Annotated in this window: 18 protein-coding genes; 2 read left to right on the plus strand and 16 right to left on the minus strand. The window is 64.7% G+C overall.

Translation table 11 applies throughout. The features are described 5' to 3' along the window. Positions 1-92: 92 nt before the first annotated feature. Positions 93-2,027 (plus strand): excinuclease ABC subunit UvrC, encoded by a 1,935-nt coding sequence (uvrC, locus tag IT549_RS09220; protein ID WP_292972321.1) that lies wholly within the window; start codon positions 93-95, stop codon positions 2,025-2,027. Between the two features lie 16 nt (positions 2,028-2,043). On the opposite strand, the gene IT549_RS09225 is transcribed toward uvrC, so the two are convergent. The 11 genes from IT549_RS09225 to hisG form a co-directional block, all read right to left on the minus strand. Continuing rightward, positions 2,044-2,454, minus strand: a complete 411-nt coding sequence (locus IT549_RS09225; protein WP_292972323.1) for an aldehyde-activating protein — start codon at positions 2,452-2,454, stop codon at positions 2,044-2,046. A gap of 4 nt (positions 2,455-2,458) precedes the next feature. Further along, entirely contained in the window at positions 2,459-3,649 is a 1,191-nt protein-coding gene (locus IT549_RS09230) for a serine hydrolase (protein WP_292972325.1), read from the minus strand. A gap of 59 nt (positions 3,650-3,708) precedes the next feature. Further along, positions 3,709-4,599 (minus strand): acyl-CoA thioesterase domain-containing protein, encoded by an 891-nt coding sequence (locus IT549_RS09235; RefSeq protein ID WP_292972328.1) that lies wholly within the window; start codon positions 4,597-4,599, stop codon positions 3,709-3,711. Positions 4,600-4,642: 43 nt separating this feature from the next. Continuing rightward, the gene (locus tag IT549_RS09240; RefSeq protein WP_365776649.1) at positions 4,643-5,809 is read right to left on the minus strand and encodes a GNAT family N-acetyltransferase; all 1,167 of its coding nucleotides are present in this window, start codon (positions 5,807-5,809) and stop codon (positions 4,643-4,645) included. An 85-nt stretch (positions 5,810-5,894) separates the two neighbouring features. Further along, positions 5,895-7,982 (minus strand): prolyl oligopeptidase family serine peptidase, encoded by a 2,088-nt coding sequence (locus IT549_RS09245; RefSeq protein WP_292972331.1) that lies wholly within the window; start codon positions 7,980-7,982, stop codon positions 5,895-5,897. Positions 7,983-8,131: 149 nt separating this feature from the next. Then, positions 8,132-10,255, minus strand: coding sequence for a sodium-translocating pyrophosphatase (locus tag IT549_RS09250; protein WP_292972334.1), 2,124 nt, complete (start codon positions 10,253-10,255; stop codon positions 8,132-8,134). Between the two features lie 121 nt (positions 10,256-10,376). Then, positions 10,377-11,240 (minus strand): thiamine-phosphate kinase, encoded by an 864-nt coding sequence (gene thiL / locus IT549_RS09255; protein ID WP_292972336.1) that lies wholly within the window; start codon positions 11,238-11,240, stop codon positions 10,377-10,379. Beyond that, positions 11,237-11,662, minus strand: a complete 426-nt coding sequence (locus IT549_RS09260; RefSeq protein ID WP_292972338.1) for an endonuclease domain-containing protein — start codon at positions 11,660-11,662, stop codon at positions 11,237-11,239. Before IT549_RS09260 ends, thiL begins: the two co-directional genes overlap by 4 nt. A 134-nt stretch (positions 11,663-11,796) precedes the next feature. Continuing rightward, a complete protein-coding gene (gene nusB / locus IT549_RS09265; protein ID WP_292972340.1) occupies positions 11,797-12,246 on the minus strand; it encodes a transcription antitermination factor NusB in 450 nt (149 codons plus the stop codon). Continuing rightward, on the minus strand, positions 12,243-13,535 hold the full coding sequence (hisD, locus tag IT549_RS09270; protein WP_292972343.1) for a histidinol dehydrogenase: 1,293 nt from the start codon (positions 13,533-13,535) through the stop codon (positions 12,243-12,245). Before hisD ends, nusB begins: the two co-directional genes overlap by 4 nt. Next, on the minus strand, positions 13,535-14,191 hold the full coding sequence (hisG, locus tag IT549_RS09275; protein ID WP_292972346.1) for an ATP phosphoribosyltransferase: 657 nt from the start codon (positions 14,189-14,191) through the stop codon (positions 13,535-13,537). The genes hisD and hisG overlap by 1 nt, the downstream gene beginning before the upstream one ends. A gap of 121 nt (positions 14,192-14,312) precedes the next feature. Between hisG and IT549_RS09280 the strand changes: the two genes are divergently transcribed. Continuing rightward, the gene (locus IT549_RS09280; RefSeq protein ID WP_292972349.1) at positions 14,313-15,410 is read left to right on the plus strand and encodes a DUF2332 domain-containing protein; all 1,098 of its coding nucleotides are present in this window, start codon (positions 14,313-14,315) and stop codon (positions 15,408-15,410) included. Here the strand turns inward: IT549_RS09280 and IT549_RS09285 are convergent. Genes IT549_RS09285 through IT549_RS09305 form a run of 5 tightly spaced genes read right to left on the minus strand, consistent with a single transcriptional unit; the run spans position 15,407 to position 19,608 of the window. Next, complete coding sequence (locus tag IT549_RS09285; RefSeq protein WP_292972352.1) at positions 15,407-16,756, minus strand: low temperature requirement protein A; 1,350 nt, start codon at positions 16,754-16,756, stop codon at positions 15,407-15,409. The two genes, IT549_RS09280 and IT549_RS09285, sit on opposite strands and share 4 nt — an antisense overlap. Further along, positions 16,740-17,648: an alpha/beta hydrolase gene (locus tag IT549_RS09290; RefSeq protein WP_292972355.1), complete on the minus strand. Its 909-nt coding sequence runs from the start codon at positions 17,646-17,648 to the stop codon at positions 16,740-16,742. The genes IT549_RS09285 and IT549_RS09290 overlap by 17 nt, the downstream gene beginning before the upstream one ends. After that, entirely contained in the window at positions 17,645-18,466 is an 822-nt protein-coding gene (locus tag IT549_RS09295) for an SDR family NAD(P)-dependent oxidoreductase (protein WP_292972358.1), read from the minus strand. Before IT549_RS09295 ends, IT549_RS09290 begins: the two co-directional genes overlap by 4 nt. Before the next feature lie 24 nt (positions 18,467-18,490). Next, positions 18,491-19,339 carry a pirin family protein gene (locus IT549_RS09300; RefSeq protein ID WP_292972360.1) on the minus strand — a complete coding sequence of 283 codons (849 nt, stop codon included), beginning with the start codon at positions 19,337-19,339 and terminating at the stop codon, positions 18,491-18,493. Further along, complete coding sequence (locus tag IT549_RS09305; protein ID WP_292972362.1) at positions 19,336-19,608, minus strand: BolA family protein; 273 nt, start codon at positions 19,606-19,608, stop codon at positions 19,336-19,338. Before IT549_RS09305 ends, IT549_RS09300 begins: the two co-directional genes overlap by 4 nt. Positions 19,609-19,646: the final 38 nt, after the last annotated feature.

A 19,646-nucleotide genomic window follows, 5' to 3' on the forward strand; every position in this document is an offset into this window, starting at 1 on the left:
TACGGGTCTTGTGCGGTGCAGCGTAACACAGTGGGGATGGGCGTCAACAAGCACCTTTCGCACATGCGGGACGGTCTGTATTCGGGCAGGTGATGTCCAAGAGTGGCCGCCCCGACCAGCCCAATGCCGCCGAACGCTTCAACGAGGAGCGGGCGACCTATGCGGTCAAGGCCGGGCAGCCCGATCTGGGAGCCGGGGTGGCCGCGATCCGCGAGGTGCTGGCGACGCTCAAGCCCAAGCCGGGCGTGTACCGGATGCTCGATGCGCGCGGCGACGTGCTCTATGTCGGCAAGGCGCGGGTGCTCCGCAACCGGGTGGCCAATTACACCCAGGTCGAGCGGCTGCCGCTGCGGCTCAAGCGGATGGTGGCGCAGACCCGGTCGATGGTGATCGTCACCACCAACAGCGAGGCTGAGGCGCTGCTGCTGGAAGCGCAGCTGATCAAGCGGTTCCGCCCGGCCTTCAACGTGCTGCTGCGCGATGACAAGAGCTTTCCCTTCATCCTGCTGCGCGCCGATCATGCCTATCCCCGGATCACCAAGCATCGCGGCGCGCGCAAGGCCAAGGGCTATTACTATGGCCCCTTCGCCAGTGCCGGATCGGTCAACACCACGATTAACGCGCTGCAGAAACTGTTCCTGCTAAGAAGCTGCACAGACAGCTTTTTCAGCCGACGCGACCGGCCCTGTCTGCTCTATCAGATCAAGCGCTGTTCGGCGCCCTGCGTGGGCAGGATCGACGAACCCGGCTATGCCGAACTGGTGGGCGAGGCCAAGGACTTCCTTGGCGGACGCTCCAGCGCGGTCCAGAAGAAGATCGAGGCGCAGATGGCCGAGGCCGCCGAGGCACTCGATTTCGAACGCGCCGCGATGCTGCGTGACCGCCTCCGCGCCGCAACTTTCATCCAGGGCAGCCAGGCAGTGAACGCCGAAGGGGTAGGCAATGCCGATGTCTTCGCGATTGCCAGCCGCAATGGGCAGTTCGGGGTGCAGGCCTTCTTTATTCGCGGCGGGCAGAACTGGGGGCACCGCGCCTTCTTCCCCAGTCATACCGACGGGTTGGACGAAGCCGAAGTACTCACCGCTTTCCTTGCCCAGTTCTATGAGGAGGTGCCGCCGCCCCGGCTGGTGCTGGTCGATCGCGCACTGCCCGAAGGCGACCTTTTGGCCGAAGCGCTGGCCGGGCCGGCGGGCGGCAAGGTCGAGATTTCGGTGCCGCAGCGCGGCGACCGGCGACGGCTGATGGAGCAGGCTAGCCGCAACGCGATCGAAGCGCTCGAACGCCGCCAGGCCGAAAGCGGCGCCAAGGCGCGGATCTGGCGTGAGATGACCGAATTCTTCGAACTGGGTGAAGAGCCGCAGCGGGTCGAGGTCTATGACAACAGCCACGTCCAGGGCGCACATGCCCTGGGCGCAATGGTGGTGGCCGGGCCCGAAGGCTTCATCAAGGGCCAATACCGCAAGTGGAACATCAAGCAGGCCCAGAGCAACGACGATTTTGGTATGATGCGCGAAGTCTTCACCCGCCGCTTCGCCCGCGCGGCTGAAGAAGACCCCGATCGTGACGGCGGGATGTGGCCCGATCTGGTGCTGATCGACGGCGGCAAGGGCCAGATGAGCGCGGCGCGCGATACGCTGGAGGAAATGGGGATCGAGCACGTTCCCCTGATCGCCATCGCCAAGGGCCCACACCACGGGCGTGATGGACGCGAGGTGTTTCATTTCCCTGATGGGCGCGAGCGGATGCTGCCGATCAATTCCCCGCTGCTCTTCCACCTTCAGCGCCTGCGCGACGAAGTCCACCGCTTCGCGATCGGAGCCCACCGCGAAAAGCGCAGCCGCGCGATCTCGGCCAGTCCGCTGGACGAAATCCCCGGGATCGGGCCGGCGCGGAAACGCGCGCTGCTGCTGCATTTCGGCACCGCCAGCAAGGTGAGGGCGGCCGCGCTGGAGGATTTGCAGCGCGCTCCAGGCGTGTCAGCCGCGGTGGCGCAGGCGGTTTATGATTTCTACCATCCGGGTGGGTAAGATCGCCTGAGTATTCCTAGCCCAGAATTACCGGTTCCCGAACAAAGCCGAAGGGTCCATCTCCCGACCAGGCACGGCCATCGGGAAATTGGACTTCCAATCCTGCCAGATCGCTCGGCTCCGCCAGCCACATGTTGATCCCGAGCAAGGTATTGCCATGTCGTGCTGCCGCCGACGGAGTAAGGGTGAAATGCGTCGTGCAGCCGCAATCGGGGCAAAAATGAACTGCGGTTGCGGGATCGACCTTATCTGGACGCGTGAATGTCCTTGTCTCGCCAGTGACGTCGACCTCGTCGGGCCGGTAGTAACCCCAACGAGCGCCTGTCTTGCTGCACAGTGAGCAATTACACTCGAAGATGTAGTCGGGCTTGCGCTCGGCCTGAATTGCAATTGCTCCGCAAACGCACAACAGCTTGATCGATGTCACCCGTTCACCCACCCGCGTCGATCAGCCCCTGCACCTGCTTGTAGAACGCCTCGCGCCATTCGCCTTCGGGGCCCTCGGTCGCGCGGGTCCAGTCGGCATTGCTGGCGATTACCAGCTTGCGTTTGGGATCGATGAAGATGCCCTGGCCGAAGATGCCCTGTGCGGCGAAGCTGCCGTCGTCATAGGTCCACCACTGGAAGCCATAGCCGCGCCCGGGTTCGCCATAGTACTTCTGCTTGACCGTGGCCTGGCCGAACCAGCCATCAGGGACAATGCTGACCCCGTCCGGGCCCTTGGCACCGTTCAGCACGAACAGGCCGAAGCGGGCAAAGTCGCGGGTCGCGGCCTGGATGCAGCAGCCGGCGATTTCGTGCCCGGTCTGGCCCAGCAGCCAGGTGCCTTGCTGCTCCATCCCGGCCGGCGCCCAGATCTTTTCGGCCATGTAGTCTGACAAGGGACGCCCGACGGCGGAGGAAACCAGCACCCCGATCAGGTTGGTTTCGCCGGTGTTGTAGTGCCAGACTTCACCCGGCGGATGCGCGCGCGGCAGGTGGCGCAGGTAGCTGACCGTCGCGTCCATCCCGGCTTCGGGCTTGGCATTGTTGAACTTGGCAACGTCGGCCTGCGGGTCTTCGTAGTCTTCATTCCACTTGACGCCGGAACTCATCATCAACAGCTGCTGGACGGTTACATAATCATAGGCCGAACCGCGCAGGCCCGGCACGTACTGGCTGACCTTGTCCTCTAGGCTCTTGATCTTGCCATCCTTGATCGCCGCTCCGACCAGCGTCGAGGTAAAGCTCTTGGCGACCGAGAAGCTGGTCCAGCGGCCCTTGGCGTCGAAACCCAGGCCATAGTGTTCGAAGCGAACCTTACCGTCCTGCAGGATCACGATCCCGGCCAACCGCTGGTCCTTCGCGTATTTGTCGAACCCGGGAATGGAAAGCGGCTTGCCAGCCGGCAGCGGGGTCGGGGTCTTGGCGGCCGGGAAGGTCCGCGCTTCGGCCAGCACCGGCAGCCGGTCCATCGCCCGGAAGGCGGCGTCGCGCTGGTCCTGTTTCCACATCAGCACGTCGCGGTCGGTTGGCATCGCTGCCAGCAGCCCGCGCGTTTCCTTGTCGAGGCTGGCATACCAGCCGCCACCTGCCGCCAGCAGTGCTGCCGCCGCGCCCAATGCAATGGTCCGTTTGCGCATCCTGTGTCCCTCCCTGAAGAGGGCATTGAAGCACCCGGAACCGAAGATGTCGAGTGGTGCTAGACCTTGGGGGCGACCCTGCGGATCATGCCTTCCTGCGCGACGCTGGCCACCAGGCGGCCATCGCGGGTGAAGATCCGGCCGCGATTGAAGCCGCGCCCGCCACCGCTCCACGGGCTGTCGGTGGCATAAAGCAGCCATTCGTCGGCCCGGAACTCTTCATGGAACCACACCGCATGATCAAGGCTGGCGCTGACCACCTCGCCGCGCGCCCACGACAGGCCATGGGGTAGGGCGCAGGTGCCCAGCAGTGTCATGTCGCTGGTAAAGGCCAGTACGGCGCGGTGGATGCGGGGATCGTCGGGCAGGGGGGCCACGGTCTTGAACCACGAATGGCTGCGCGGCGGGGCCGGCTTGGGGTTCATCCAGTGCCGTCCTTCGACCGCGCGCATTTCCACCGGGCGTTCCGACAGGAAATGGTGGCGCGCTTCGGGCCGGGCCTGTTCGGCAAAACGGCGGCGCACTTCGACCTCGGGCTCAAGCTCTTCGGGTGGGGGCACATCGGGCATTTCGGCATCGACGTGATGCAGACCCGGCTGCTGCTTCTGGAAACTGGCGGTAAGGTTCAGGATCGGCCGATCCTGCTGGCTCGCCACGACCCGGCGGTTGGAGAACGAGCCACCATCAAAGTCGCGCATCACCTGGTAGTCGATCTCGAAATCCTCGCTCCCGCCGCGCAGGAAGTAGGCGTGGAGCGAATGCGCGGGGCGATCGGGATCGACAGTGCATTCGGCCGCCAGCAGCCCCTGGGCGATCACTTGCCCGCCGAACACGCGGCCCACCCCGCCGCGCTTCTTGCGGCCGGTGAAGTGATCGTCACCATTGGGCGTCGGTTCCAGCAGCTTGACCAGGCCGGCGACCATCTGTTCGGGGGTGCGTTGGTTGTCCATCGCGCCTGCCTTTGCGTTGCAAAAGCGAACGCGTCAACCGTGGCTAGATCCCGGCGGGATTGCGGCCCAGTTCGGCGCGAACGACCCGGGCGAACAGCGCGCGGCGCAGCTTGCCTCCGATCGCGACCGAGATGCGGCCCACGGCGCGCCGCTCGCGCCAGATGTGGTCGATCATCGGATGGTCGGCGGCGGCGCAGCTGTCACACCAGGCGATCTCGCTTCGGTCGAGCAGGGCGAGGTTCTCGCGCTGGACCAGCACACCGGGGGAAAAGCGGGCAAAGCGCTCGTCAAAGGCGGTCTTGTAGGAAAAGGCGCCGGGCGGGGTGAGGAAGTTGGCGAGCATCGCGATCGGCTCACCATCGAGGCTGAGCGTCAGGCGTTCAAGTTTTCCCTGGCTAGCGGCGCCAAACAGCGCTTCCTTGAACAATCGGGTGGTGGCCTGGTGCGAGGCGAGGGCCGAGCCCTGCGAGCCCTTCCAGCCGGAATGTTCCAGCGCGAGGAAGTCCTCGATCCAGCGGGCCAGCCGGTCATCATCCGTGCTGCGTTCGAACGTCAGCTCGCCCTGTTCGGACAACCGGGCGAACTGGCGGCGCAGTTCCTTGCGCTTCTTGCCCGAAAGGCTGGCTTCGAAATAGGCCTCGGCGGAAAGGTCAGAGGCGAGCATGGCCCGTTCCTCGCGGTGAACCAGCGCGGCCAGGCGGCCCTGTTCGGCCAGCACTGCCTGGAGTGCGGCATGGAGCGGCCCTTCGAGTGGAACCTGGGCCAGGTGTAGGAACAGCCCGCCGCCGGCATTGCGATCGGCCCAGTCGAGCATTGCGCGCCAGAACTCGCGCTCCAGCCCGCGGGCGACCAGCGGCGCTCCCAGGAAGCAGTTGCCGTGGATCCAGGTGCACAGCTGCCGGATTGGCCAGCGGTAATAGCGCTTCTCATGCCGCACCGGCAGCAGTCCGGCCAGTTCGCCGCCTGCTTCGAAGCGCAGTACCCTGACTTCACCCGCCGGATCGAGCGCGCGCAGCGCGGGCAGCAGGTACCAGCTTTCGTGGAACGGGTTGGGCTCGGCCGCACATTGCGCCAGCGCATCCCAGGCCAGTCGGCTCTCGGGCGCTTCAAAGGCCTGCCAGGAAACCGCCTGGATCCGCGCGGCGGGCACGGCAACAGGCGCGGCGGAATGCCGCGCTGCGCTGTTCCCGGGCAGTGCCTTGCTGGCCAAAGCTGAACCTTTCGAACCCGGCGGCACCTGGCCGCCGGGTGAAAGCTCTAGCCGCGAAAAGCCAAGGAATGGCTAACGCGCGGTATCAGCGCTTCGCTGCGCTGGCGCCGCTCTGGAACCGCGGGTCGATCGCCGGTTTGGTGGCATAGTCCACATCCGAGGGGATATAGGCCGGGTTGAACCGGTCCGACCATTTTTCGGCTTCGACCAGCCATTCGATATGGACGTCCTCGTAGGGCAGGTTGTGCGTGCCCTTGGGCTGGACGACATAGCGGAAGTCCTTGCCTTCGACCTTGCCCGAACCCTTGAGGCGCGAGACCAGCGTTTTCGACTGGCTCATCGGGATGCGGGCATCGCGTTCGGCCGCCAGGATCAGGATCGGCGACCAGGGGCCATCGGTGTTGCGGGCCGACGAGATCGCCACCAGGTTGTCCGAAGTTGCCTGATAGCTGGCTCCGAAGCTGCCGAACTGATCGGTATCGTAGGCCTTCATCATCGGGAAGTCATAGACCCCGGCGCCGGCGATCGCGCACTTCCACAGCTTGGGATCGCGCTGCGCACCGCGGGCCGTGGCATAGCCGCCGTAAGACCAGCCCATGATGCAGGCGCGGCTGGGATCGATCAGGCCCTTCTGCCCGAACCAGGTCAGCGCATCGTTGAGGTCGTCCTGCATCCGCAGGCCATAGCCATTCGACTTGCGGCCTTCCTTGACGAAATCACGGCCATATCCGCCCGAACCGCGATAGTTCGGCTGGATCACGACATAGCCCAGTTCGGCCATGGACTGGTGCCAGGGGAAGAACCCGAACTCTTCCTGATCACGCACCCCGAATGGACCGCCATGCGGCATGACGATCACCGGCAGATTCTTGCGGTGCGGACGGTGGCGCGGGTAAGTGATGATCGCTTCGATCTCAAGCCCGTCCGATGCCTTGTACCGGACCGTCTCGGTCGGGTTCATCTGTGCGTCCTTGAGCTCGGGGTGGTAATACCCCAGCACGGTCAGCTTGCCGCTTACCGTGTCGAATAGATAGTAGGCGCCCGGATCGGACGTCTTGCCGACATGCAGGGTCAGCTTGGTTTCATCCTCGCTGGTCGAGAGAATCTGCGCATCGCCGACGCCGAAGTCTTCATCGAAGAACTTCTGGATTTCAGCCAGGCGCGGATCGAACCATTTAGTGCGTTCCTTGTTCGAGGTGTAACGCACGCCGATCAGGCGGCTGCCATCCTTGCTGGCCACCAGATCGCCCACGTCATAACCGGGGACCTGGAAGACCGGATTGCCAACCACTTCCATCGTCTTGATATTGAAGCGGTAAACCCGGCGATAATTGTCGCGGTTGCTGGTCGCATAGACAATGTCGGGTTCCTTGGTGAAGATCTCCGGGACAATCTGGGCACCGGTATAGGTTGTGTCCTTCTCATTCGAGATGGTCTTGAACTGCTCGTTCTCATTCGAACGATACATCAGGCGCTGCTTCCCATCCTCACTGCTGCCCAGGCCGACCCGGATCACCCCGTTGCCGTCCGGAATCCAGTCATCGACCAACACATTCGGCCGGACCACGGTGGTGAACTTGCCGGTGCGCACATCGACCGAGACGACCTCGGGATCGAATTCCATCTGCTTGTTGCGCAGCGAGCGGCGCTGGAGGAGGATCGTTTCCTTCTTGTGGTCCCGGTGGATCACATCGCCGGCGTCGGTCGAGGCATCTTCCCAGGCCAGCGGGGTCAGCTTGCCGCTTTCGAGGTCATAGGCGACCAGCCGGCGCAAGTCGCGGAGCTGACCGAAGATATGTTCGCGCGATGCCAGCGTGAAGATAACCGTACGGTTGCCAACCCAATTCCACGAGCCAACGGTGCGATCGCCTGCCTCACGGAATTCTTCGGCGCGGACGAAGAACTTGGGCGGCGAACCCGGCTTGGTCAGGTCGATGATCCCCAGGTTGTCGACGCCGTTGCGGCTCATCATCACGGCGATCTTGGTGCCATCGGGCGAGATCTGCGGACTGCGCATGAACGGGCGTTTGCCGAACACTTCGGTCGGGACGCGGCCCTTGATCCCGGTCACCACCAAGTCAGTCTTGGCCTGCTGTGCGGGTGCAGCCGCGGCAAGCGCAAAGCTGAGCGTAATCGCGGCAAGGCCGCACGAAAAGATTTTGGTCTTCAACACGTTTTAGCCCCTTGGTTCAGGTATTCCTGACTGATCCCAAGTTCTAACGCATTGTCATTTCAGTGCAATGGTCAGTGTGGCTTGACCGCAAATGAAAACCCCGCCCGGAATGCTCCGGGCGGGGATTCGATTTCACCAAAGGCTGGCGCTTAGTGGGCGCTGGCCAGCGCGGCGAGCAGCAGCAGCGCCACGATGTTGGTGATCTTGATCATCGGGTTCACGGCCGGACCCGCGGTATCCTTGTAGGGATCGCCCACGGTGTCGCCGGTCACTGCGGCCTTGTGGGCTTCAGAACCCTTGCCGCCGTGGTTGCCGTCTTCGATGTACTTCTTGGCGTTGTCCCAGGCACCGCCGCCGGCCGTCATCGACAGCGCGACGAACAGACCGCCAACGATCACGCCCAGGAGCAGCGCACCCAGCGCGGCAAAGCCATTGGCTTCACCGGCGACCATGCTGACCAGGTAATAGACAGCAATCGGTGCCAGCACCGGCAGCAGCGACGGGATGATCATTTCCTTGATCGCGGCCTTGGTGACCAGGTCAACGGTGCGGGCATAGTTCGGCTTCGAAGTGCCGGCCATGATCCCCTTGTCGTTGGCGAACTGGTCGCGCACGTCGACCACCACGTCACCCGCGGCGCGGCCCACGGCGGTCATGCCCATCGCACCGAACAGGTACGGGAGCAGCGCGCCGAGCAGCAGGCCAACGATGACATAGGGGTTTTCCAGGCTGAAGCTGACTTCACCGTTGCTCAGGTCGCCATCCGACAGCAGCGGGAAGAATTCCCTGAGGTCGGTGGTGTAGGCAGCGAACAGCACCAGCGCGGCCAGACCGGCCGAACCGATGGCATAGCCCTTGGTCACAGCCTTGGTGGTATTGCCGACTGCGTCGAGCAGGTCGGTCTTTTCACGCACGCTGTCATCAAGGCCAGCCATTTCGGCAATGCCGCCGGCATTGTCGGTGACCGGACCGTAGGCGTCGAGCGCAACGACCATCCCGGCCAGTGCCAGCATGGCAGTGGCGGCATAGGCAATGCCCATCAGGCCCGCGATCTGGAACGCAACGATGATGCTGACCACGATTGCCAGGGTCGGCAGCGCGGTCGATTCAAGGCTGATTGCCAGGCCCTGGATCACGTTGGTGCCGTGGCCGGTTTCCGAAGCCTTGGCGATCGAGCGGACCGGACGATAGCTGGTGCCGGTGTAATACTCGGTGATCCAGATGATCAGGCCGGTCAGCGCCAGGCCCAGGAACGAGCAGTAGAACAGGTCACGACCGGTGATGTCGGTTCCCGCGATTGCCGTTTCCATACCGCCCAGCGCGTGGCCAGTGGCCCACCAGATGGCCGGAATGGCCAGCACGGCGGAAACCAGGAAGCCCTTGTACATTGCGCCCATGACGTTGTTCGACGAACCCAGCTTCACGAAGTAGGTGCCGACGATCGAGGTGACGATGCAGACGCCGCCGATCAGCAGCGGCAGCGCCATCAGGTTGGGCAGCAGGTCGCCCGCGCCCTTCAGCAGCAGCGCGGTCAGCACCATGGTGGCACCGACGGTGACGACATAGGTTTCGAACAGGTCGGCAGCCATGCCGGCGCAGTCACCCACGTTGTCGCCCACGTTATCGGCAATCACGGCCGGGTTGCGTGGATCGTCTTCGGGGATGCCCGCTTCGACCTTGCCGACCAGGTCGGCGCCGACGTCGGCAGCCTTGGTGAAGATCCCGCCGCCCAGACGCGCGAAGATCGAAATCAGCGAAGCGCCAAAGGCGAGGGCCACCAGGCCGTCAACCACGGTGCGGTCTTCGCCGCCGACGCTGTAGCCGGCTGGACCGGTAAGGTACCAGTAGAATACCGCGATGGCGAGCAGCGCAAGGCCGGCCACCAGCATGCCGGTGATCGCGCCGGCGCGGAACGCCAGGGTCAGGCCGGCCTGCAGGCCCTTCTGCGCCGCAGCAGCAGTACGCACGTTCGAGCGGACCGAGATGTTCATCCCGATGAAGCCCGCAACGCCCGAAAGCACCGCGCCGATCAGGAAGCCGGAAGCCGAAATCGGCCCCAGCGCCCAGGCGACAATCACCGCCACGACCACGCCGACACCGGCGATGGTGGTGTACTGGCGCTTCAGGTAGGCCTGTGCGCCTTCCTGAATTGCCGCAGCGATTTCCTGCATCTTTTCATTACCTGCCGGTGCGCCAAGCACCTGGCGGCTGGTGACGAAGCCATAGACGATGGCCAAAAGTCCCAGCAGAATTGCGATCGTGACAAGATTCACGGGACGCTCCCCCTCTTGTTGTTCCCATAGCGAAAGCCCCGCTCATCCGCGGGGCAGCCGGGCAGAGCTATAGGCAGGATTCGCGGCAATGCAACGCCGGAAAGCCACTTTTGCCGTGCAATCAGCCGTGTTCGTAGCCCAGGTGTCCCGCTGGCGGTACGCCGTCGAGCAGCAGCGGTTCCCCGCCGTCCGTCAGGACCGTGCCGATCGGCTCCGCAGGGACCGGAATCACGGCTTCTGCGGACGCGGTAAACAGCAGTTGATAGTCCTCGCCCCAGCGCAGTGCCGCGTCGCGGCGTGCCTCAGGAGCTGCGATCGGAACGGCAAGGCTGTCGAGCGCCAATGTCACGCCCGAAGCCACGGCAAGGCGGCTGGCATCGAGCAGCAGCCCGTCCGAAATGTCCATCATCGCGCTGACCACCGGTGCCAGCGCTTGTCCCTCGCGCAGCAAGGCCTGCGGGCGGCGATAGGCCAGACTATCTCCCGATCCGGCCTTCAGTGCTTCCAGGGCCAGCATCGCGCCGCCGACCGGCCCGGTGATCCACACCCGGTCGCCCGCCCGCGCACCGCTGCGCGACGGAACCGGACGATGCGTTGCCCGGCCCAGCGCAGTCAGGCCCAGCACCTGCGGGCCGCTGCGCCCGATCGTGTCGCCGCCCAGCAAAGGGACCTGGTAATGCTCCAGCACCTCGCGCAGTCCTTCGAGAAAGCGCAGGTCATCCTGTGCCAGCTGATAACCCAGCAGCACGCCCAATGGCTCGGCACCCTTGGCGGCCAGGTCTGAAAGGTTGGTGGCGACCAGCTTCCAGGCCACGTCAGCCGGATCCTGCCCGGGCAGGAAATGCAGCCCTTCGGCCATCGCATCGTGGGTCAGGACCAGTGTTTCACCGCCCAGATCCAGCACTGCGCAATCATCCTGCAGGCCACGGGCAGAGGGGTGGGTGGCGAGGGCTTGCAAGGCGTTGATGAAGGCATGTTCGATCATGACTCTTCTTCCCCCTCGATGGGGGAAGGATACGCAGACTTGGCGTTCGAAGAACGCCTAGTCGAAGTTGGAAGGGGGTGATCATGCGACACAAGCTGCCCTAGTCGGATCATACAGCCTTCACCGTTCGTAAGAACCTCGTTGTTCCAGAAGCGAACCACCCGATAGCCTTCTTTCTCAATCATGGCACTGCGCTGTGCATCTTTGTCGGCATCATGCTGACCGCCATCAACTTCAATTGCCAGCTTGTACCGATGGCTGATGAAATCGACGATGAAATGCCGGATGGGAACCTCTCTGCGCCATCGGGCATGAGGATAGAATTCGCGCAGAAGTTGCCACATTCGCTTGGCAGCATCTGTCGGGTTACGCCTTAAACTGCGTGCCCGAATGACAGATATCGCAGGTGGGTGCTTTTTCACGGGGGTTTGTCATAGCTGATGGATCACCCCCATCCAACTGCAACTAGGTCGCTTTGCGACCAAGTTTCCGTATCCTTCCCCCATCAAGGGGGAAGGAACAGATATCAGCACCTTCCCCCTTGATGGGGCCGATCTTACGACGATCGCACTTCCTTCGCCACGGCATCTAGCACGCCGTTGACGAACTTGGCCTCGCGCGCTTCGAAAAAGGCGTGGGCGACATCAACGTATTCGCTGATCGTGCTGGCGGTCGGCACGTCGGCACGGGCCATCAGTTCCCAGGCGCCGGCGCGCAGCACCTGGAGCATGGTCTTGTCGAGCCGCTCCAGCTTCCAGCCTTCGGCCAGCTTGGCATCGAGCAGCGCATCGATCTCGTCGCGGCGCGCGGCGACGCCCTTGACGGTGTCGTCGAAGAAGGCCTGTTCGGCCTCGGCGTACTGGTCGCCCTCGATCTCTGCGCCAAGCCGGTGGCGGTGGAACTCGTCAATCAGCTGGGCGAGGGCGGTGCCTTCCATCTCAAGCTGGTAGAGCGCCTGGACGGCGGCGAGCCGCGCGGCGGCGCGGGCCTGGCTTCTGGCCTTCATATTCCTAGTCTCACTTCGATCGAGCGGGCGTGGGCCTGCAGGCCTTCAGCTTCGGCCAGCTCGATCGCGGCCGGGCCGATGGCCTTCAGCGCCGCTTCGTCAAGCTGAATGAAGCTGGTGCGTTTCATGAAATCGAGTACCGACAGACCCGAAGAAAACCGCGCGCGGCGCCCCGTGGGCAGCACGTGGTTGGGCCCGGCGACATAGTCACCGACCGCTTCGGGGGTCATCCGGCCCAGGAAGACCGAGCCGGCGTGGCGGATCTGCTTGAACAGTGCCTCGGGCTTATCGGTGGCGATCTGGACATGTTCGGCGGCCAGCGCATTTGCCAGCGCCGGGGCTTCATCAAGGCTCGCCACCTCGATGATCGTGCCGTGGGTGTTCCAGCTTTCGTTCGCGACCCGCGCGGTTGGCAGCATGGCCAGCTCCACCCCGATCCGGTCGGCCACCACATCGGCGAACAGCGGATCGTCGGTGATCAGGATCGACTGGGCGGAGGGATCGTGTTCGGCCTGGCTCAGCAGGTCGGCCGCAGTCCACTCGGGATCGTTCTGGCCATCGGCGATCAGCAGGATCTCGCTGGGCCCGGCGACCATGTCGATTCCGACCACGCCGTAAAGCTGGCGCTTGGCCTCGGCGACCCAGGCATTGCCGGGGCCGACCACGACATCGACCGGGCTGATCCGCTGCGTGCCATAGGCCAGCGCCGCCACGGCCTGGGCCCCGCCGATCCGCCAGATTTCGTCCACGCCGGCCAGGTGCGCGGCGGCCATGACCAGCGGGTTGAGCGCGCCCTTGGGGGTGGGGGTGACCACCACCAGTCGCTCGACCCCGGCAACCTTGGCCGGGATAGCGTTCATCAACAGTGACGAAGGGTAGGCCGCGCGGCCGCCCGGGACATAGAGCCCGGCGGCATCGACCGGGCGCCATTTGGCCCCCATGCGGACGCCCAGTTCGTCGGTTTCGTCGCGGTTCTTGGGAACCTGCTTTTCGTGAAAGGCGCGGATCCGCTGGGCGGCCAGTTCCAGCGCGGCGCGCAGGTCGGGCTTGAGCGCGTCGAAGGCTTCGCGGCAGGCTTCCTTCGACACCTGCCAGTCACTGTCCTGCGCCAGCGCATACTGGTCCCAGCGCGAGGTCATTTCGACCAGCGCTGCATCGCCGCGGTTCTTGACGTCGCTCAGGATCACCTGGACGTCGCGGGCCAGGTTTTCATCGCTTTCGCGCCGGTCGGCGACCAGCCGGCGGAAGGCTTGCTCAAAGCCCGGATCACGGGTGTTGAGGCGCAGCATCAGGCTGCTTCCCGCTTTGCGACCAGCGCGCGGAACCGCTCGACCAGTGCGGCGACCCGTTCGTCGGTCTTGAGCGCGGCGCGGTTGACGATCAGCCGGGCCGAGATTTGCAGGATCGTTGCGGTCTCGACCAGGCCGTTGTCCTTGAGCGTCTGGCCCGAGGAAACCAGGTCAACGATCCGGCTGGCGAGGCCCAGCCCGGGGGCCAGTTCCATCGCGCCGTTGAGCTTTACGACCTCGGCCTGCACGCCCTGTGCCTCGAAGTGCCTGCGGGTGAGGTTTGGGTACTTGCTGGCCACCCGCAAGTGACTGTTGTGGGCCTGTTGTGTGACGCTGTCGTGTGGCTCTGCGACCGACAGACGGCAGTGGCCGATGTCCAGATCGACCGGTGCGTAGAGGTCGGGATAGCCGAATTCCTCGACCACATCGGACCCGACAATCCCCGCCTGCGCCGCACCGTGGGCCACGAAAGTCGCCACATCGAACGCCCGGACGCGGATGATCCGGATCTCCGATCCTTCGCAACCGAATGAAAGTGAACGGTTTTTCTTGTCGTGAAAGGCAGCCTCGGGAACCACTCCGGCGCGCGCCATCAGCGGCAGCGCCTCGTCGAGGATACGGCCCTTGGGCACGGCAAAGGTCAGCGGCTTGGCCATCGGCTGCGGCCCTTACGGCGCGGGGGCCAAAAGGGCAAGAAGCCAAGCGGATTTCTCTTGTGCAATGCAGCAAAGAGGCGCAGCCTGTTCGCATCTGCAACAATAAGCAGGAGAACACGCGATGGCGGAGAACTACCAGTTTATCGACATAAATGCGACCGGTCCGGGCATCATAGCCGCAGCCTTCGACAACCAGGTGGCCTATTGCACCGCATCCGGCGCCACGGTGACCGCACGAATTTGTGCTGCACTGCGGGATCTGATCGAAGCGGGTGAGGGCGGCGCGGTGCTCGACCGAGTGCGCAACTGGTCTGGTCCACCGCTTGCCGATGCCCTGCCGCTGCGCCTGGCAGGGGGGCTCCATGCGCTGCACCTCAAGGGCACTCAACCGTCACTTGGATGTATCTACAATGACACTCAAGGGGCGGACGACGCACAGATCGTCGCCAGTGCACTGCACACCCACGAGACCGAGCTGCTGCCCTGGCTTGATAGCCCGCCACAAACCAACGAAGCCGGGCGTTCGGCCAACTTCATTGCTGCAATGCTGTGGCTGGCCGACAAGGGACTGCCCGCCCGGTTCGAATGCCTTGAGATCGGATCGAGCGCCGGAATCAACCTGATGCTCGATCGCTATCACTACAATCTGGGCGGGACCGAGGTTGGGCCAGATCCCGGTGCGATGCGGTTCAAGCCCGAATGGCAGGGCGATGCCCCGCCGCGCCATGCGATCGAGCTCACCTCAACCAAAGGCTGCGATGTCGCTCCGGTCGATCTGACCGATCCGGACGAGGCCCTGCGGCTCAGGGCCTATATCTGGCCCGAACACACGGTGCGGTTCGAGCGGATGGAGGCCGCGATTGCCGAAGCGAAGAAACGCCCGCCCGATCTGGTGCAGATGAACGCCGCCGATTTCATCGAGGCCGAGCTAGCCAAGCCTCAAACACCCGGAACCACCCGAATGCTGATGCATTCGATCGTCTGGCAATATGTGCCGGAAGAACAGCAGGCGCGGGTGACTGCGGCGATGGAAGCGGCGGGGGCCAGGGCGACACCCGACCAGCCGCTTGCCTGGGTCGCGCTGGAAGCCAACCGGGTGCTGCACATCCACGAAATGGTGGTGCGCTACTGGCCCGGCGGCGAGGCGGGCGTGGTAGTCACCCGGGCGCATCCGCATGGCGCGTGGATCGGCTGGGGCGGCAGCGACCGAATGATCTAGCGCCCCTTGGCCACTTCGCGTGCCAGCCGCTTGTCGCGCCGCCGCTCCAGCTCGCGGCGCATCGCGCGGCCCAGCCACCAGTTGCGGCGCTCCATGCGTTCCAGCCAGCCGCCGTTGAAGCTGCCCCATTCCCACACCGCGATCACCGCAAAGATCGCCACCAGCGCAGCAAAGAAGATCAGGCCAGGCGGATGCGCCAGCCAGCCCCACAGGGCCAGCGGGACCAGTGCATAGAGGCCATAGGCATGGCTGGCCGGGAACCACGGGTTGCCGCTGGAAATCCGCTTGAAGCCGGCCAGTCCGCCCAGGAACAGTACAGTGCCGCCGATCACGATCGCCAGCAGGTCGAGGTGCAGGGGCTCATGCGGATGGGCCAGCACCAGTTCGTCGGCTACCGCCAGCACGATGATCCCGGCTACGATCGGGATGTGCCAATAGGTGAACGCCTGCCGCCCAACCAGGCCGGGCAGGCTGTGGCTCTCGATATGCCGGGCTCCGCGCTTGGCGCCCATGTCGAAATAGAGCCACCACATCATGAACGAGCTGACGAAGGCCATGACCAGCGCAGCATCAAGCCAGCTCTGCGACCGGGCCGCCGAATAGGTCGCTCCAGTGATCACCAGCCCTTCGCCCAGCGCGATGATGATGAACAGGCTGCAGCGTTCGGCCATGTGCGCGCCCGAAATGATCCAGTCTGCCGGACTTGAACGGCCCAGCCCCGGATAGCGCAGGAACACCATCGGCGCGGTATATTCGATTGCCAGCGCAGCCAGCCACAGTCCCAATTGCCAGCCAGGCTCGCCGATCAGCGCGCCGCCCAGCCAGAATGGCGCGGCGGTCAGGAACCAGGCAGCGGCCCGGATCATGTTGCGTCCGCGGCCCGGATCCTCGCGCTCCATCGCCCAGGCCACGAACAGGCAGCGGCCAACCTGCAAGGTCACATAGGCGGCCGCGAACAACAACGCACCGGCGCCGAACCCCTGCGGTATCGCCGCCGCCATGGCCAGGCTGAGCAGCATCAGCACCCCCAGCAGCAGGCGCACCTCGACCTTGTCAGGATCGATCCAGTTGGTGGCCCAGGTGGTCCACATCCAGGCCCACCAGACCGCACCGAACAGCACCGCAGTGCGCAGCGCCCCCAGCGGGGTCAGCTCGGCGATCAGGTAATGCGAAAGCTGAGTGATCGCGAAGACGAACACCAGGTCGAAGAACAGTTCAAGGTTGGTGACCGGGGCATGTCCGCCACCATGGTTGCGCAGCAACGAGCGGCGCTGGCGCGCTTCGGCGGCGGCCAGCGCCGCGCCGATCCCGCCGTGCGGTCGCCCGGGTTCACTCGGTCCGGCCAAGGAACTCGTCCAGCGCCGCGTTGACCGCGCCCGGTGCCTCCCACGGCACGAAGTGGCCGCAGTCCGGCACTTCAACCAGCGTCATGTTGGGCACCATGTCCGCCAGGCCATCAAGGTTTTCAGGCGGCAGGGCCAGGTCTTCCAGCGCCCAGATCACCAGTGTCGGGATGGTCAGCGGCGGCAGCACCGGGGGTGCCTTGTCGGCCGGCATTTCATAGGGTTCATCCATCGCCGGGACATAGAGCGGGCTGGCACGGTACCAGTTGATCATCGCGAAGGCGGCGTCGCGATTTTCCCACTCGCGGGTCAGCTGCTCCCGTTCGGCGGGCTCTATCTTGTCCTCGCCCATTTCGCGGCCTTCGAAGCCCTTCATCAGCATCCCGGCCAGACCGAAATCGCGGATCAGCTGGTCATTCGCCACATCGCGGAAAACGCGCATGTACTGGCTCGATTCGCGCTGGTGGCGGTTGGTCCAGACCAGCCGCGAAAAGCCGACCGGGTGCGGAGCATTGGCAATCACCGCCCGCGTCACCCGCCCGTTCAACTGGCCCATCAGGGCCGTGCCCCAGGCAATCGCGCCGCCCCAATCGTGCCCGACTATCGTGAACGTGCCCACACCCAGCGCATCGGCCAGCTGGAACACATCACCGATCAGCTTGTCCGGGGTATAGCTCGCGACATCCTGCGGCTTCGACGATCCGCGATAGCCGCGCTGGTCAGGCGCAATGCAGCGATAGCGGCCAGACAGGTGCGCGATCTGGTGGCGCCAGGTGCGGTGGCTTTCGGGAAAGCCGTGCAGGAAGATCAGCGCCGGAGCATCACGCGGCCCCGCATCGACCACGTCGAGTTCGATTCCACTGGCCAGCGTTATGCGGGTCTGCGCCATGCTCATTGCTCGCGGACCCCCATCTGGGCGGCATAGCCCGATTGGAACATCGCGATCATCTGGTCGATCAGCGCTTCGGGGGTGCGGCGGGCTTCGCCGATCATTTTTTCAGTCGGCGCATCGGCGATCATCACTTCTCGCTGGCCTTCATCGATCATCCCGATCATCCGCTGTGCGAAATCGTCGGGATCGATCCCGTTGTCGATCGCCTTGTCGCTTTCGCCGCGGCGGCCCCCATCGGCGGTGATCGCATTGCGCGAAACATCGGTGCGGATTGATCCCGGGGTGACCCCGATCACGGTGATGTTGTGCGGGCTCAATTCCAGCCGCAGCGCGTCGGCATAGCCGATCAGCCCGTGCTTGGCCGCGCAATAGGCGGTGCGCAGCGGCGAGCCGATCTTGCCCGCCAGGCTGGAGATCATGATGATCTGCCCGGTCTTGCGCCCGGCCATCCGCTTGACCAGCGCCTGGGTCAGGCAGATCGGACCCAGCAGGTCGATGTCGATCATCTTCTGGTAAACCGCGAAATCGGTGTCGATCGCCAGGCTGCGCTGGCTGATCCCGGCATTGTTGACCAGCACGTCGATCCCGCCGCTCCAGTCCCAGGCCTGGTCGGCGGCGGCTTGCGCAGCGGCAAAGTCGGCGGTGTCGAACGGCAGGATCAGGTGATCGACGCCGCAGGCCGCCGCCACCTCGTCCAGCGCCGCGTGGTTGCGGCCGGAAAGGATCAGTCGCGCCCCGCGTTTGGCATAGGCCCGCGCCAGCGCCGCGCCGATTCCCGATGAAGCGCCGGTAATCCAGACTGCCTTGCCTGCGTAATCCATGGTCATGCTCTCCACTTGTCTCGTCTAGTTGTCCGGATCGCCGGGAACCGGCGGAAACTTTCCGTCCTGCCAGTCACGGGTCCACTGGCGGATCCGCTCGGGCGAGGATGAAACGAAATTCCACCAGATGTAGCGCGGCGTGTAAAGCGGCTCTCCGCCCAGCAGCATCACCCGCCCGCCATGATCGGAGGTCAGTCGCAACTGGTCGCCCGCGTCCAGCAGGTTGAGGTCATAGGGGCGCAAGGGCTGGCCATCCAGGCTCGCCCCGCCGTTGACCAGCATCACCGCGCGTTCGGTGGCATCGGGGTTGATCGGGATTTCCCCGCCCGGCTCCAGCGCGATATCGGCATAGATCGTTGGCGCATGGCAGGTGGTTGCGGCGCGCATCCCCCACAGCGTTCCCATGATCACGGTGGCGCGGGCCCCGCGCTCCTCGATCACCGGCAGATCGGCAACCTGTTCGAAGGCCGGGTGCATGTCTTCCAGTTCGTCGGGCAAGGCCAGCCAGGTCTGTATGCCCCAGACCCGCTGGCGCTGGCCGTGCAGGTCTTCGGGGCTGCGTTCGGAATGGGTGATGCCCTTGCCGGCGGTCATCAGATTGACCTGCCCCGGGCGGATCAGCGCGCTGGTGCCCAGGCTGTCACGGTGGTGGATCGCGCCGTCGAACAGCCAGGTCACCGTGGACAGGCCGGCGTGCGGATGCGGGGTGATCGCCATGCCTGATCCGGCGATAAATTCGGCCGGGCCGAACTGGTCAACGAAGATAAACGGCCCGACCATGCCCACCCCCGGTGCGGGCAGGGCGCGGCGCACGTACATCCCGCCAAGGTCATGCTGGACTGGTGTGACCGTGCGCAGGATCGCGCCGCTCATTCGCCCGGGGCCCGCGCCTTGACCGCCAGGGCGTGGACCCGCTGGCCCGGGATGTCGCCCAGCGCGCGGTTGACCATGCGCTGGCGTTCCAGCCGCGAAACCCCGGTAAAGGCCGCGCTTTCGATCTCGACCGTGAAGTGGCTTTCGCCCGATCCGTCATCGCCGGCATGGCCGTGGTGGCGGGCACTGTCGTTGATCACGGCCAGGCTGGTTGGGGCGAAGGCGGCGCGAAGCAGCGCTTCGATTTCAGAGGCGATTGTTCCGGTCATGCCTTCCCTTCTAGCCGAACTGGCGGCATGGGGAAGCG

Origin of the sequence: Novosphingobium sp., assembly GCF_020852455.1 — a bacterium.
Taxonomy (GTDB): Bacteria; Pseudomonadota; Alphaproteobacteria; order Sphingomonadales; family Sphingomonadaceae; genus Novosphingobium.